This is a genomic window from Pseudoalteromonas sp. 20-92 (genome assembly GCF_030847595.1).
GTDB classification, from domain to species: domain Bacteria; phylum Pseudomonadota; class Gammaproteobacteria; order Enterobacterales; family Alteromonadaceae; genus Pseudoalteromonas; species Pseudoalteromonas fuliginea.
Map to the genome: position 1 here is coordinate 13,384 of NZ_JANJGQ010000035.1, position 15,058 is coordinate 28,441.

Consider the following 15,058-nt stretch of genomic DNA (forward strand, 5'->3'; position numbering starts at 1 on the left):
ATTATGATTATGGGGCAAAGGTTATGTAAGCAGCTTTACTATGCTTTAAAACAATTAACCCCTCGCAGGGCGCTGAGCTTGAGGGTAGCGGGAGGGGTGTTGTTAGATAAACTATAAACTTTTAATAAAGAGTCTGAAAGTATTTTATTCGCAACAAGTGAGTACTTAATTACTCAACGCTTTAGTCTTTAAAGTCAGCAGCACTAAACAAACGGATCTAGTAAATCTTCGTCAAATACTAAACCTTTAAATTTGCTACTTTGAATGATGTTTTTAAACTCATCAGTACAATAAACTTTTTGAGCGCCTTCAAGCTTAGACTTAAATAATAACTTGTTTTGTATATCATCTTGCTCAAAGTTAAGTAACTCTAAACCGTCTTCAAAGCCATCTTCGTACTTGGTCAAACACATGTCTTTTTGCTCTTGTCCAAAGGTAAGCAAATTAAACAACATCATGTTATTGCCTTCAGCTTTAACGGGTAAAAACTCTCCAAAATCTGCTAAGCGCTCTTTTAACAACTCATATACTGGCATCTTCATTATTAAAAAATGACCTAGCCGCGATATGTCATAGTCTTGCTTTTTAGCTTTACCAAAATAGTCAAAATTTAACCCTTGAGGCCATAGATGACTAAATTCGATATTATTAAGTGAGGATGACATAAACATCCTTAGTACAGTATCTGTATCAAGGTCGTTATTTTTTGAAATTGTTTCTGAGAGCTCAACAATATCAAGGTCGATCACATCGTATGTGTAAGCTTCGTTTTTGATTTGATATACAGTCACTATAAAGCCTTCCAGTTTTCGTCTTTTGGTGCAAGTAAACCTGCGGGTACAGTACCCGTTTTTATTTTAACTTTAACAATTTTTAGCCTATTCAAAAATAAAGCTTTAGGCGTAGCCGCATTACCAAAGTTAGTATTCATCCATGTCTCATAATTATATCTGTGTAGCTTTCGATGAGGCGGCGAAACTGGACTATCCCAATTTTGTTCTTTATTTTTTTCAAAGTTTATTAACCATACACCGTTAATGGGATCGTTAATACCAACTCCATGTAGATGAAGGTTAAGCCTTGTTTGTAACATATTCGCTGATTGGTATTGCCCTGTGCCACAAATAATATGGTGAGCCTCGTGCAGCTTAGTTGGTTTTGGTTCCCCTATTGCAGCCAAGTGACGAGCAAGCTTTTGTGTTGGATGATGCTTTTCTTGTTTTAATTGTGTAACTGTAGAGTTTGCACTTAGCTCACGGTATTCTGTTAAATTTGTTTGTAAGCGAGCGTGAGCTGTAATCCTCTCTTTCTCTTTTTGCAAATGATTAAAATCACGAGCCATCTTATTTTTAAGATCTTCACTCGCCTGCCCTTTTTGAGCTATTCGCTTGTTATGAAAATCTTTAGCTTTTAACTCATAATTATAAATAGCCATTTCTAAGGGTGAAGGGTTTTGAGGCCTTTCAGGGTGAGGGTACTGCTGTAATTGGTTCATAAAAACACTCTTCCTTGATTATTTGATTACGATTGGGTGTATAATACAAAAACTAAACAGTTTATCAATTTTTATGTCTGTTTTTCGGTACTGACTTAAGCTTACTTCCTCGTTAGTAAAATAATCTCTATGCACCAGAAACCGACTCCAAGTGGTTACCATAGCGGTTACCAAACACAGTTAAAGCACTCTCAAACAAGATTAAACCACTGATAATAAAGAGGTTTAAAATATCATTCCATATTCAGATCCAGAATATAGAATAATTAATTCTCTCTGCATTATTGAAAACAAAAACGGCCTTAAATTGGCCGTTTATATTTTATAAGTAATTAACCCAATATATTGTTACCTTTGTTTTCTTGCTGATGAATAGTAACAGGCCAGCCGGGGTACTGATTACTCGCTTTACCATCTGCCACATCAACTAAAAACTTATATGCATCCATTGTATAAGTTCGCTTTTGAGAATCAAACGTTATAAAACCAAAACCACTGCCTTTTTCATGAGCTTTGACATATCGGTTATTTGATTTACCGACTTCTGGATTGCCTACGGCATACACGTAAATTTTATTACCAAAAGTATCTTTATATTCACCGGTTTCAGCTAACCCATGGGCAGGACGATTTTGGTGGGGCATATTCATTGAATCTGGCTTCCACCACCTTGGCCAACCGGCTGAAATAGCTGGAGTGCAAAAGGCCCAATTGCTATCTCGTTGTTGATTTACCCCATATTGCGATAAAGAACCTAAGTGCGTGTCACCACAAATATGTAATGCCATAGAATCGCGCATTGCGTCGATTGCTCGGTTTCGTGCCGATGCTGGCCAACCACTTGAGTCAAAGTCGTATTTTAAGAAGCGATCAGGTAAAGGTTGATGCGTTGAAATAGCAGCAAACACTGTTTGGCTTAATACTGCTTTTAAATTATGTCCGCGCCAGTCTTTACTCCATTTTTCAAGAAAATCCTCTTGTCGCTTACCCAGTAAATCTAATCCAGGAGGATTAAATGCAGGATTATAAAAAAGCGGATTTTCATTTTGCCCTGTTTCGCCCACGGCTACATTAATGCGTTCAGGGCCACTTTTCCATTGCCTGTCGGCAAGAATTGCAAAACCTACTCCACCGTACAACATGTTGCTAAAATATGAGCTAATACCATTAGTTGGAGTTGGATCATACGAGTCTGGATGATGATTCAAAGTGGTTTTATGTACCATATTAATCACTCGCGTAGAGTCAATATATCCACCTAATACACTTGCCGATGGGTCTTTTGAAATGTTTTTCATCGTTGCACCACCTTCGCCCCACAAGTTACCTTGCAGTACATCGTGATCATCAGGCAAACAAATGGTAGGTTGATTACGCATAACCTCTTTAAAAGACCAACCGAATTGATAGAACTTGCGTAAATAATTTAAAATTGCCAAGTTGTCTGGGGTACGAATCACACCGAATCCACCATGACTTTCATAAATTTGATCGCCCGAGAAAAAAACAATATCTGGGTGTAGTTTTTTGACATTTTGAGCAACAGGTTCGTAAGGAAAACCATAGTCATTTTGACAAGTAAGGGCTGCCATGCGTAATTTATTACCACTTGGGTTTGCTTTTATATTGCCTGAATAAATGTCGGGGGTTTCTGTGCCGTCGGTATGTTTTTCACGGTAAACAACCCTAAAAGGGGTGTCTTGTGTTTCATCCCAATTTATAATCCGAAAAGTAGCTAACCAACCGTCATGATCAATAATCTGAGTGTCAATAGATACCCATTGATTATTACGCTGTACTTGCAGTTCTACTTGCTGATTATCTTGCTCGCCTATTGGCCCAGTGTAAGCGCTCAGCTTCATTACAAAACCTTCATCGCTCAATGTGTCGCTTAGCGAATACATAGTCCAAAGTATAGGACCAAATTTTTGCTCATCAATTACTGAAAAAGCCTCACCTTGCATACTCCAATTACTAAATTTGTAACGTGCGCCTAATTTATCTTCCCGCACATTTTGTGAAGTTACTGATGCAATAGAAAAGTTACTAACAAGCGCCACATTACCTAATAATTCAGATGCTGGGACTAAATGCGTCAGAGTTCCTATTATTGATCCTGATGTACTTAAGCTAGCAACTAACTCCAAGGCCATTGCACCCGACTGCGGCGTGCCCGTTAAACTTAAAGTAATTTCGTGATTATCTATCGGTGTAACTAGAGGTGTTGTGTTATTACCTAAAACTAAATGATTATTTTTGATACCAAGGTCGTAACCTTCTTGTATAAAACAGTTACTACGGTATTCGTTTAATTCACTTTTTGCTCCGAGGCGAATACCTGCGCCCCCATCTTTACTATTTTGCTCTAAGCGTGAAACTTGAACCGACATTGTAAAAGCTTGATCAAGATGAGCTATTTGGTGCGTTAGGGAGTGAACACTTCGATTACCTCCTCTTGTTATGCACTCAGCAGCGCCGTTAACAACACGCCAATCCTCCATCGGGTTAGCCCAATATTGCTTACCAAGCCACACTCTATTATGCGTTTTATGCCAGTTATCACGGTGAGGTTTAGTACCGGTAGTAATTGTAGAGGTTGCAGCACCTAAAGTATTCTTGCAACCAGAAACGCCAGTAGCAACAACACCTGCAGCTAATATTTTAAGTACTGACCGGCGAGATATATTTTTATCCATAGTTTGCTCTCTACACATTGATTATTGTTAACAATAAACCAACTATAATGTTTTTTTAATAAAAGATCATGCCTTTATTTTCTGAACTTTATTGGCCTCTTTGTTGCTTAACTAAACCATTTAGGTGCTGTATCACGGCACTCTTTTAGTATTACTAAAGATTGTAATTTTATTTAAAATGCAACTTAGCAAAATACTCTCGACCTAACTTGAGCACTAAGAGCTAATTAAAGTACAATACAGTTAATTAAAGGCTTGGCTTACTTGTAACCCAAGCCTATTTATTTTTAGGTAGAGAAAGACATGGCACAAACTCGCGGTAACTTATTTATTTTATCAGCGCCTTCTGGTGCTGGTAAATCAAGCTTAATCAATGCGTTATTAAAAAAGCATACTGATATGAAAGTATCGGTCTCGCACACGACTCGCTCTCCTCGCCCCGGTGAAGAAAATAGCGTGCATTATCATTTTGTCTCTACAGATGAGTTTAAAGCGCTAATTGAAAAAAATGACTTTTTTGAATGGGCTCAAGTATTTGATAATTACTATGGCACATCAAAGCAAGCTATTGAGTCGCAACTTGATGCGGGTATTGATGTGTTTTTAGATATTGATTGGCAAGGCGCGCAGCAAGTGCGCAAAATTATGCCAAGCGTACAAACCATTTTTATTCTACCTCCTTCAAAAAAAGAGCTAGAGCAGCGTTTAAATAACCGAGGTCAAGATTCGGCTGACGTTATTGCCGGACGAATGGCACAAGCACAATCTGAAACATCACATTATAACGAGTACGACTTTGTAATTGTGAATGATGACTTTGATACCGCACTTGCTGACATAGAAATAATTGTAATGGCTCAACGCTTAACCCTAAAAGCCCAAGAAGATCGTCATCAAGTTTTACTAAATAGTCTGCTTAAATAATTTAAGCCTATTTAAATTAGGCTTAGGCGAGTAAAACTGATAAAAATTGAACACTGGCTATTGGCGAATGTGGCTCCTTGGAGTAAACTACGCCTTTGCTTTTAAATTATTTTTGGAGTGCTGTGATGGCCCGCGTAACAGTTGAAGATGCAGTAGATGCAGTTGGTAATCGTTTTGACTTAATTTTAGTTGCGGCTCGTCGTGCCCGCCAAATTGCTGTTGGTGGTAAAACGCCACTAGTAGACCCTGAAAACGATAAACCAACGGTTGTTGCTTTACGTGAAATTGAATTAGGTTTAGTTGATAGCGCTTCAATGGACTTAATTGACCGTGAAGAACAACAACACCAAGAAGCAGCAGAACTAGCTGCTGTTGCTGCCATTGTTGGTGGCAATCAATAATCGACCTCCCGGTCTGATTTAGCCAACGGCGCAGTATTTCTACTATAGCCGTTGGCAATCCATTCTTTTCATCGTATATTCGTAACTTACCTAATTTACTTCACTAGGGCCTGTTTATCTTTCGAGGTTAAATTTGCAGCAGTATGCTTGGTATTTAGGCAAGGCAGAGCCTATGTAGTGTGGTTATTCCCCATGCATAGGCGATAACGCAGCATAAGTGCCAAACATGCGCAGCCCGAAGGGTTCTGCCTAGGGGCAATTTACTCTTTGTTGCTCGGTTTTTATTTAGCCCGCTAGGCTAAAAACCTCGCGCCGCGATTAAATCGCCCCTAGATTGAACAAATTTTAATCCTGAAAGGTCAACGGGCCCTAGAACATTGGAGTGTAAATGTATCTTTTTGAAGGTCTTAAAAAGAAAATTTCTGAATACTTGCCTGCTGCAGATGTAGAGCTGGTACAAAAATCTTACGTGGTAGCCCGAGAGGCCCACGAAGGACAAACTCGCTCAAGTGGCGAACCTTATATTACTCACCCTGTTGAAGTAACTCAAATTCTTGCCGGCATGCATCTTGACCATGAAACGCTCATGGCCGCGTTAATGCACGATGTAATTGAAGATACTGATTTTAGCCAACAAGATTTAGCTGAAATTTTTGGTGAAACGGTTGCTGAATTGGTTGAAGGTGTAAGTAAGCTCGATAAGCTCAGCTTTAAAGATAAAAAAGAATTCCAAGCCGAAAACTACCGTAAAATGATTATGGCTATGACTCAAGACATACGAGTTATTTTAATCAAGCTTGCTGATAGAACGCATAATATGCGCACATTGGGTGCTCTTCGCCCCGATAAACGCCGCCGTATAGCACGCGAAACACTAGAAATATACGCGCCGATAGCAAACCGTTTAGGTATTCACGACATTAAAAATGAGCTTGAAGATTTAGGTTTTCAAGCTCTATACCCTATGCGCCATCGTGCACTTAAATCTGAAGTTGCAAAAGCACGTGGTAATCGAAAAGAAGTTATTTCAAATATTCAAAACGAAATTGAAGCGCGCCTTGAAGAGTCAGGCATAAAAGCGACGGTATCGGGCCGCGAAAAGCACCTTTATAGTATTTATAAAAAAATGCTTAATAAAGAACTGTTATTTAACGAAGTCATGGATATTTACGCGTTTAGAATTGCGGTTGACTCTATGGATACGTGTTATCGCGTATTAGGTGTTGCTCACAGCCTTTATAAGCCTATTGAAACGCGCTTTAAAGACTATATTGCAGTGCCTAAAACCAATGGCTATCAGTCACTTCATACTTCTTTAGTTGGCCCACACGGCATACCTGTTGAGATTCAAATTCGTACTCACGACATGGATCATATGGCAGACAAAGGCGTGGCCGCACACTGGATGTATAAAAAATCAGGTGATGGCGCGGGCAATACGTCACAACAACGTGCTCGCCAATGGATGCAAAGTTTATTAGAGCTTCAGCAAAGTGCTGGCTCATCATTTGAATTTATAGAAAATGTAAAAAACTGAGCTATTCCCTGAAGAAATTTACGTATTTACGCCAGATGGCCGAATCGTTGAATTACCAATGGGCGCAACAGCTGTTGATTTTGCATACGCTGTACATACTGACGTTGGAAATACGTGCGTAGGGGCAAGAGTAAATCGCAAACCTTACCCTTTGAGTAAAGCGCTTGATACCGGCCAAACAGTAGAAGTAATTACTAGCTCTGGGGCTCACCCAAATGCAACTTGGCTAAACTTTATTGTTACCGGTAAAGCACGGTTAGGCATTCGTAACTACCTTAAGAGTCAGCATCACGAGGAAGCGCTGTTATTGGGTAGGCGTTTACTCGACTCCGCACTTGGTGAAAATAAGTTCGACAGTATTCCTGATGAGAATATAGCGCGAGTACTTGAAGAACATGAACTTTCTACACTACTTGAGTTACTAGTAGCAATAGGCTCTGGTAATCTGATGAGCATGTTAATTGCTAAACGCTTATTACAAAACGAAAACGATGATTTAACAGACATTACCAACCAAGTCAAAGCAACCATTATTGGCACCGAAGGTATGTTAGTTAATTACTCTAAGTGTTGCCGCCCTGTACCTGGGGATGCAATAACTGCACATATAAGCCAAGGCAAAGGATTAACTGTTCATCGCCAGGAATGTAAAAATATTCGCGGCTGGGAAAGTGAGCGCTCTAAATACTTAGTTGTAAAGTGGGACGATAATCCAGAGAAAGAATATATCGCAGCCCTTAGAGTCGAGATTATTAATCATCAAGGGGCGCTTGCAAAGTTAACCAATGTTGTTGCGACTACCCAAGCCAATATTGTGGAAATAGCCACTGATGAAAAAGAAAGTAATTTATACGTGATAGATTTAGGGGTTACCGTTAAAAACCGTATCCACGTTGCTAACATTATGCGACGCATTCGCGTTATGCCTGATGTACAAAAAGTCTATCGTAAAAAATAAAATAGGAAACACATGAATAAAGCATTTATTTCTACCGACAAAGCGCCTGCAGCAATAGGCACATATAGCCAAGCAGTTAAAGTAGGAACGGCTGTCTACTTATCGGGTCAAATACCATTAGTACCTGAGACTATGGAAGTTATTTCGGAAGACTTTGGCGAACAAACACATCAAGTATTTAAAAACATTGCTGCTGTATGTGAAGAAGCTGGGGGTCAGATACACGACCTAGTTAAGGTGAATATTTACCTTACTGATTTATCTAACTTTGCTATTGTTAACGAAGTAATGAGCCAATACTTCAAACAACCATACCCTGCTCGTGCCGCAATTGGTGTGCGTGCGCTGCCAAAAGGTGTGCAAGTTGAGATAGATGGAATAATGGAACTACCTTCAACTAATTAGTATTACCTACGAGCTATGGTCCCAGCTATAGCTCTATTTCTCCATAACCTCGTTTTGTTTTCTTGACTCAAAAGTAAATTTCTAGCAATCTGTTATTATGTAATATACTCAAACTTAACTTAAGTAGTAGAGAAGGATTAACTAGTGTTTAAGCTTGCTCATAATGGAAATATTTTACTTGATGTAAGTAAGCACGCTCCGCCGAGTGCTGCGTTCGTGATTGAAGCTCTCGAAATGTCGACTTTTTGTGACTGTAAAATCGATCATGAAGCCATAAACAACTTCTTCAAAAATAAAAATACTGAGTCAGTTTTAGTTGTTGCAACTAAGTACGATGCCGCAATCAAGATAGAAATTAGCGATGATAAAATGCTAGCTATAGGCGAGCTCACTCTCGCTCAGGGCGGTAAGCAGCTAAGCCTAGATGATGCGAAAAAACACCTTGTTAAAGCTGGAATAGTTCGTGGCTACAAGCAAGTATTTTTAGAACAATTACTAGAAAAACAAGCCGAGCTATCACCTGGGACAATCGTTAAAGGTACTCTCGCCAAGGGGCGGCTTCCAAGTGATGGATTAGCGACAAAATTAGTAACAGTGGTAGAAACCCTAAAAGATCGTTTAAACGCGCCAAAATTAAAAGAAGATGGCAGCGTTGATATGCGTGACTTTGGAAAACTCGCAAGTGTAGAACCTGGTACAGTACTTATTCGACAGCACCCCGCAACCCCTGGTAAAGAGGGCTTCACAGTAGTCGGTGATATACTTACCGCTAAACCTGGTGAAAATAAACAACTGGTCGCAGGTGAAGGCACTGAAATATCAAAATTAAACCCTATGGAATTAGTCTCTACTATTGCCGGCGTTCCTGTAGAAATTAATAACGGAATGCGTGTAGATGATATTTTTACAATATCTGATGTAAATGTGAAAAGTGGCCATATCGACTTTGAAGGCAGTGTGATTGTTACACGAAACATCGATCCTGGTATGAAAATAAACGCAAAAGGCGATATTACTATTTTAGGTACTGTCGAATCAGGAGAGCTTACTGCTGGCGGTAATATCACTGTGAAGCAAGGTGTAATTGGCCATCAAAAGCTTGAGGATAAATCACTATCCTGCAAATTAGTTTGTGCTGGAGATGTCCATGTTTCTCATTCACAGTATTGTTATATAGAAGCAGCTAACATATTTATTGATCGCCAAACTAGCCACTGCGTTATGAAAGCGAAAAAATTACTACAAGTGGGTCAAACAGACTTACCTAAAGGTAAAATTTTTGGTGGTGAAATACTGGATGCTACAACGCTCATTGCTGGTGAAATAGGAAACGAATCAGGCGCAAAAATGGCAATAAATTTAGCAGCTTCAGGCGCTGAAATAACTGCTGACACAGACAATTGCTTTAAAGATTTAGCAAATACAGATCAACAATTAGATACTCTTCAAGCTGCTCTCGAAAAAGCTGATTTAGTTAAAGATATTGATAAAAAGAATCAGCTAATTGCCAAAATTGGCGCTACACAACTGCATTATTGCCAACAGGCTGAACAATTAGAAAAACGCCTTTCGAGCTTAGATCATGAGTTACATGATTTGCTTAGTGATGCAAACCTTGCTGTTAACACTGTTTTGCATTCTGGAGTAGAAATTCATATTTTTAATAAAGTACTCAAAACAATCCGTAATTACCCACCATGCAATGTAAAGTTGTTGAATAATAAAGTAGAAATCGAGTTTAAAACACACTAGAAATGAGTGCAAATACAGGCACTCAAATCAATAGCTCCTCATATACCCTAAAGCAAATCACTTACTGTATCATAAGTTTGACTTGGCCATACACCCACTTGTACTTGGCCAATATGCTGCTTTTGCAGTAATAACATAGCCAAGCGTGACTGACCGATTCCACCACCAATTGTTTGCGGAAATTTACTTTGTAGTAGCGCTTTATGCCAATTAAACTCTAAGCGGTCTTCATCTCCAGTTGTACTTAACTGCGCTTTTAAAACCTCAGGGCTTACACGTATACCCATTGATGATATTTCAAATGCATCTTCAAGTACTGGGTTCCATACTAAAATATCACCATTTAAACCCATATATTGATCGCATGTTGGCGTAGACCAATCATCGTAATCTGGGGCTCTTACATCATGAATTTTGCCATCTCCAAGCGCGCCACCAATACCAATTAAAAATACAGCACCATATTCTTGTGCAATGGCTTTTTCGCGTTGTTTAGCACTAAAGTCAGGATACATTTTACGTAGCTCTTCACTGTGCACAAACTTAATATCGTCCGGTAAAAAAGGCGTCAAACCATAAGACTCACTTACAAAAGCCTCAGTCTCTTTTATCCCTTTATAAATAGATTGAACAGTTTGCTTTAGTGTTGCCATCGAACGCTCTGTCGTTTCGCTAATTACTTTTTCCCAATCCCATTGATCAACATATACAGAATGAATAGGACTTAATGAATCTTCATCTGGGCGCAAAGCTTTCATTTGAGTGTAAATACCCTCACCAACACCAAAGCCATAAGTTGCGAGTGTTTTACGTTTCCACTTAGCCAGTGAATGCACCACTTCGTAGCGGCTATCTGTAATCGCTTTCACATTTACAGCAACTGCGTTTTCATGGCCGCTTAAGTTATCTTGCGTGCCGTCGCCAACCTTAGCCAAAATTGGGGCTTGAACCTCAACCAGCCCAAGTTGGGTTTCTAGTTGTTGTGAAAAAAATTGCTTAACTTTACTTATTTGCTGCTGTTGCTGCACATAGTGTGAACTCATAATAATTGGCCTCATTCCCAGTTATTGTTACTTGCTTAATTGATAAAAAGCGCTCTAATGAGCGCCCTTAATGAAGTTAATGTAACGATTTAAAGGATTAATTCAATATCTCATAAAAAAAATAGCTTTAATATATAAAAACCATTAATTAAGTGGTATAAAAACCATATATTCGATAATTTTATGACAAATATATAATGGAAAATTATTTAATCGATAATCTCGATAAACAGATACTTCATGCGTTAATGGCAAATGCCCGTACTGCGTATGCCGAATTAGCAAAAAGATTTAATGTAAGCGCTGGGACAATTCACGTAAGAATTGAAAAAATGAAGCAAGCAGGGATCATTATAGGCACCCAATTAACGATTAATACTAAACAGCTGGGCTACGATGTGTGCTGCTTTATAGGCATTAATTTAAATAACGCACGTGATTACCCGCAAACGCTTATAAAGCTAGAAGCATTGGAGGAAGTGGTAGAGGCTTATTACACAACAGGTAACTACAGTATATTTATAAAGGTAATGACAAAGTCCATTGATCACTTACAAGATGTGCTGATTAATAAAATACAGGCAATAGAAGCCATTCAGTCAACAGAAACACTTATTTCTCTACAAAATCCAATTAGCCGTACGGTAATGCCTTAACTGCAAAAATCTCGTATAATTGCCGAAAAAAGAGGATAACCATGCAGCAAACTCGCTATCAAAGAATCGAAGACGTACTTTCGCGCCGTCAAACAGACCTAACCGTGTGTTTAGAAGACGTGCACAAACACCATAACTTATCTGCAATAGTACGAAGTGCTGATGCGGTTGGTTGCCATCACGTACATGCTGTATGGCCTGAAAAGCAAAAATGGCTAACAAATAATACCTCAGGTGGCAGTAAAAACTGGCTAGAGACGCACTTACATAGAAATATTGATGATGCCGTAGTGGCAATGCGTGAACGCAATCCAGAAATACAAATATTAGCGACTCACTTATCAGAAGATGCCGTTGATTTTAGAGAAGTAGATTACACCAAGCCAACGGCTATTATTGTTGGACAAGAAAAAACAGGGATATCAGAAAAAGCCCTAGAATATGCCGATCAAAATATTATTATTCCAATGCAAGGCATGGTGCAATCGCTAAATGTATCAGTTGCTGCTGCGCTAATATTGTTTGAAGCACAGCGCCAACGCGAGCTGGCTGGTTTATATAATAGAGATATGTTGAGCGCCGAAGTTAAACATCCACTTTACTTTGAAGGCTGCCACCCTATTATCGCAAGGCAGTGTAAACAAAAAAAATTACCTTATCCTGCACTTGATGAAAACGGCGAAATAGTCGCTGACGAGCAATTTTGGCAAGCTTTAAAACATACTTGATGCACTTACACTCTGTAAGTACACTTAATCTACATTAAATAATAAAAATTGAGCCTACTTTGTCTAAACCTAGCTTAAGCCAATACCCAATAACAGAACTTAAAGGGGTTGGTCCAAAAATGGCCGAGCGCTTGTTGAAGCTAGGTATTTTAACTGTACAAGATATGCTCTTTCATTTACCACTTCGCTACGAAGATCGCACTCGCTTATACGCAATTAATGAGCTGCTACTTCATAGTCATGTAAGTGTGGAAGCAACAATTGAGACAAGCCAAATCACGTTTGGTAAAAGGCGCATGCTGGTTTGCCAAATTAATGATGGTACTGGCAGGCTAACACTACGGTTTTTTAATTTTACCGCCGCACAAAAAAACGCATTTAGCGCTGGTAAAATAATACGTTGTTTTGGTGAAGTGCGCCGTGGCCGTGTTGGCTTTGAAATGAGTCATCCTGAATACAGTATCAGCGATACCTCTAACGAGCAGCCGGTAGCGACAACATTAACGCCCGTTTATTCAACAACCGAAGGCTTAAAGCAACTATCGATTAGAGCTTTAAGCGAACAGGCTATTGATTTACTACATAAATACTCAGTAGAAGAACTACTGCCTTCACAGTGGCAGCCATCAAATATGCCACTAAGTGACGCTTTATTATTACTGCACCGCCCACCAAATGATGTTGATGTAACTGCATTAGAGCAAGGTACTCACCCAGCTCAACAGCGCCTTGTATTCGAGGAGTTACTTGCTCAAAACCTCAGCTTATTAAAAGTACGAGAGCAAGGGCAACAAGTTAAAGCCGTGGCATTAAATCCAGTAAACACATTAGAAAGCCAATTTTTAGAGCGACTTCCGTTTGCACCCACAAATGCGCAAAGCCGCGTAGTTGCTGAAATTAAAGGTGATATGCAACACGCGTATCCAATGATGCGTTTAGTACAAGGCGATGTAGGTTCAGGGAAAACACTGGTAGCAGCACTGAGTGCACTAACAGCCATTGCGCAGGGCTTTCAAGTCGCTTTAATGGCTCCTACTGAAATTTTATCAGAGCAACATGGTGTTAATTTTACAACGTGGTTTAATCAACTAGGTATAACCGTTGCTTGGCTTGGCGGTAAAACAAAAGGCAAAGAGCGCGTAGCAACACTTGAAAAAATAGCCTCTGGTGAAGCGCAAATGATTGTAGGTACTCACGCTTTATTTCAAGATGAAGTTAAGTTCAATAACTTAGTGCTTATCGTTATTGATGAACAACACCGCTTTGGTGTTCATCAGCGTTTATCACTGCGTGAAAAAGGTAAGTTTGGTGATTGCTATCCCCATCAACTGGTCATGACTGCAACACCCATCCCACGCACACTCGCTATGACAGCGTATGCCGACTTAGAAACCTCTGTAATTGATGAGCTACCACCAGGGCGTACGCCAATTACAACAGTGGCACTTCCTGATACTCGCAGAGACGATATTATTGCCCGCGTTAAATTAGCGTGTAACGAGCAAGGCCGCCAAGTTTACTGGGTGTGTACACTTATTGATGAATCAGAAGTCCTGCAATGCCAGGCAGCCGAAGACAGTGCACTGCAGTTAAAAGAAGCATTACCAGAGCTAAACGTAGGCTTAGTACATGGACGAATGAAATCAGCTGAAAAACAAGCCATTATGAGCGAGTTTAAGGCAGGTAATATACATGTTTTAGTTGCCACTACGGTTATTGAAGTTGGTGTAGATGTCCCTAATGCGAGCTTAATTATTATAGAAAACCCTGAGCGCTTAGGCTTAGCACAGCTGCATCAGTTACGCGGGCGAGTTGGCCGCGGCGCTACGGCATCACATTGCGTGCTTTTATACCACGCACCACTATCTCATACTGCTCAAAAGCGATTAGGCGTACTACGCGATAGTAACGATGGTTTTGTAATAGCAGAGCGCGATTTAGAAATTCGTGGCCCTGGTGAAGTACTTGGTACAAAACAAACTGGTTTAGCAGAATTCAAAATTGCAGACTTAACGCGCGACAAACAAACACTTAATCAAGTAAGGCCTATCGCGCAGCAAATGCTAAAACAATACCCTCAACATGTAGATCCTCTGATTCATAGATGGCTTGGCAATAAGTCAAACTACGCACAAGCATAACCCTCATTGAAATATATTTTCACTTTTCTGCAGACGTAAAAAAGCCCGACTATTTCTAGTCGGGCTTTCTACAATGTGAAGTCAGTGCGCTACGCAGTAGAATGTCGTAGTGCCCACAGCAGTGTAGAGCCACATAGCCAATGCTACACTATCTTTGTGTCGCGATATGAGTGTGTGTTAATTGCGCACATTTCACTTTTCTGCAGACGTAAAAAAGCCCGAATCGTTAGATTCGGGCTCTCTACAATTTGAAGCCTGGTAATGTCCTACTTTCACATAGCAAATGCTACACTATCATCGGCGCTGTTTCGTTTCACTACTG

At 39.7% G+C, this 15,058-nt stretch carries 11 protein-coding genes and 1 pseudogene; 8 read left to right on the top strand and 4 right to left on the bottom strand.

Annotation, left to right across the window (positions count from 1 at the left end; genetic code table 11):
• Nucleotides 1-203 precede the first annotated feature (203 nt).
• The 3 genes from NRL14_RS19650 to NRL14_RS19660 form a co-directional block, all read right to left on the bottom strand.
• Nucleotides 204-791 carry a hypothetical protein gene (locus NRL14_RS19650; RefSeq protein ID WP_306725416.1) on the bottom strand — a complete coding sequence of 196 codons (588 nt, stop codon included), beginning with the start codon at nt 789-791 and terminating at the stop codon, nt 204-206.
• On the bottom strand, nt 791-1,495 hold the full coding sequence (locus NRL14_RS19655; RefSeq protein ID WP_306725417.1) for an AHH domain-containing protein: 705 nt from the start codon (nt 1,493-1,495) through the stop codon (nt 791-793). The genes NRL14_RS19650 and NRL14_RS19655 overlap by 1 nt, the downstream gene beginning before the upstream one ends.
• Before the next feature lie 332 nt (nt 1,496-1,827).
• Entirely contained in the window at nt 1,828-4,191 is a 2,364-nt protein-coding gene (locus NRL14_RS19660) for an alkaline phosphatase D family protein (protein ID WP_306725418.1), read from the bottom strand.
• 303 nt (nt 4,192-4,494) lie between these two features.
• On the opposite strand from NRL14_RS19660, the gene gmk reads away from it, so the two are divergent.
• The 5 genes and pseudogenes from gmk (at nt 4,495) to NRL14_RS19685 (ending at nt 10,168) form a co-directional block, all read left to right on the top strand.
• On the top strand, nt 4,495-5,115 hold the full coding sequence (gene gmk / locus NRL14_RS19665) for a guanylate kinase (protein WP_149604950.1): 621 nt from the start codon (nt 4,495-4,497) through the stop codon (nt 5,113-5,115).
• A 125-nt stretch (nt 5,116-5,240) separates the two neighbouring features.
• On the top strand, nt 5,241-5,516 hold the full coding sequence (gene rpoZ / locus NRL14_RS19670) for a DNA-directed RNA polymerase subunit omega (protein ID WP_007378835.1): 276 nt from the start codon (nt 5,241-5,243) through the stop codon (nt 5,514-5,516).
• Nucleotides 5,517-5,904: 388 nt separating this feature from the next.
• A pseudogene (gene spoT, locus NRL14_RS19675) lies at nt 5,905-8,011 on the top strand (bifunctional GTP diphosphokinase/guanosine-3',5'-bis pyrophosphate 3'-pyrophosphohydrolase).
• A 12-nt stretch (nt 8,012-8,023) separates the two neighbouring features.
• Nucleotides 8,024-8,416, top strand: coding sequence for a RidA family protein (locus NRL14_RS19680; protein ID WP_007378833.1), 393 nt, complete (start codon nt 8,024-8,026; stop codon nt 8,414-8,416).
• Nucleotides 8,417-8,560: 144 nt separating this feature from the next.
• Nucleotides 8,561-10,168, top strand: a complete 1,608-nt coding sequence (locus NRL14_RS19685; protein ID WP_149604948.1) for a DUF342 domain-containing protein — start codon at nt 8,561-8,563, stop codon at nt 10,166-10,168.
• Nucleotides 10,169-10,215: 47 nt separating this feature from the next.
• Here NRL14_RS19685 and asnA read toward each other — a convergent pair whose 3' ends face one another.
• Nucleotides 10,216-11,211 (bottom strand): aspartate--ammonia ligase, encoded by a 996-nt coding sequence (asnA, locus tag NRL14_RS19690; RefSeq protein WP_149604947.1) that lies wholly within the window; start codon nt 11,209-11,211, stop codon nt 10,216-10,218.
• 197 nt (nt 11,212-11,408) lie between these two features.
• Here asnA and asnC point away from each other — a divergent pair, with 197 nt between their 5' ends.
• The 3 genes from asnC to recG are packed head-to-tail and all read left to right on the top strand — an operon-like array spanning nt 11,409 to nt 14,736.
• Nucleotides 11,409-11,867, top strand: coding sequence for a transcriptional regulator AsnC (asnC, locus tag NRL14_RS19695; RefSeq protein ID WP_007378830.1), 459 nt, complete (start codon nt 11,409-11,411; stop codon nt 11,865-11,867).
• Between the two features lie 41 nt (nt 11,868-11,908).
• Nucleotides 11,909-12,595 carry a tRNA (guanosine(18)-2'-O)-methyltransferase TrmH gene (gene trmH / locus NRL14_RS19700; protein ID WP_076925783.1) on the top strand — a complete coding sequence of 229 codons (687 nt, stop codon included), beginning with the start codon at nt 11,909-11,911 and terminating at the stop codon, nt 12,593-12,595.
• A gap of 59 nt (nt 12,596-12,654) precedes the next feature.
• A complete protein-coding gene (gene recG, locus NRL14_RS19705) occupies nt 12,655-14,736 on the top strand; it encodes an ATP-dependent DNA helicase RecG (RefSeq protein ID WP_149604946.1) in 2,082 nt (693 codons plus the stop codon).
• The last annotated feature ends 322 nt before the right edge of the window (nt 14,737-15,058 follow it).

Coding starts and splice junctions, on each gene's coding strand:
- NRL14_RS19680 (WP_007378833.1), top strand. CDS start 8,024: ATGAATAAAGCATTTATTTCTACCGACAAAGCGCCTGCAGCAATAGGC.
- trmH (WP_076925783.1), top strand. CDS start 11,909: ATGCAGCAAACTCGCTATCAAAGAATCGAAGACGTACTTTCGCGCCGT.
- gmk (WP_149604950.1), top strand. CDS start 4,495: ATGGCACAAACTCGCGGTAACTTATTTATTTTATCAGCGCCTTCTGGT.
- NRL14_RS19655 (WP_306725417.1), bottom strand. CDS start 1,495: ATGAACCAATTACAGCAGTACCCTCACCCTGAAAGGCCTCAAAACCCT.
- NRL14_RS19660 (WP_306725418.1), bottom strand. CDS start 4,191: ATGGATAAAAATATATCTCGCCGGTCAGTACTTAAAATATTAGCTGCA.
- asnC (WP_007378830.1), top strand. CDS start 11,409: ATGGAAAATTATTTAATCGATAATCTCGATAAACAGATACTTCATGCG.
- asnA (WP_149604947.1), bottom strand. CDS start 11,211: ATGAGTTCACACTATGTGCAGCAACAGCAGCAAATAAGTAAAGTTAAG.
- rpoZ (WP_007378835.1), top strand. CDS start 5,241: ATGGCCCGCGTAACAGTTGAAGATGCAGTAGATGCAGTTGGTAATCGT.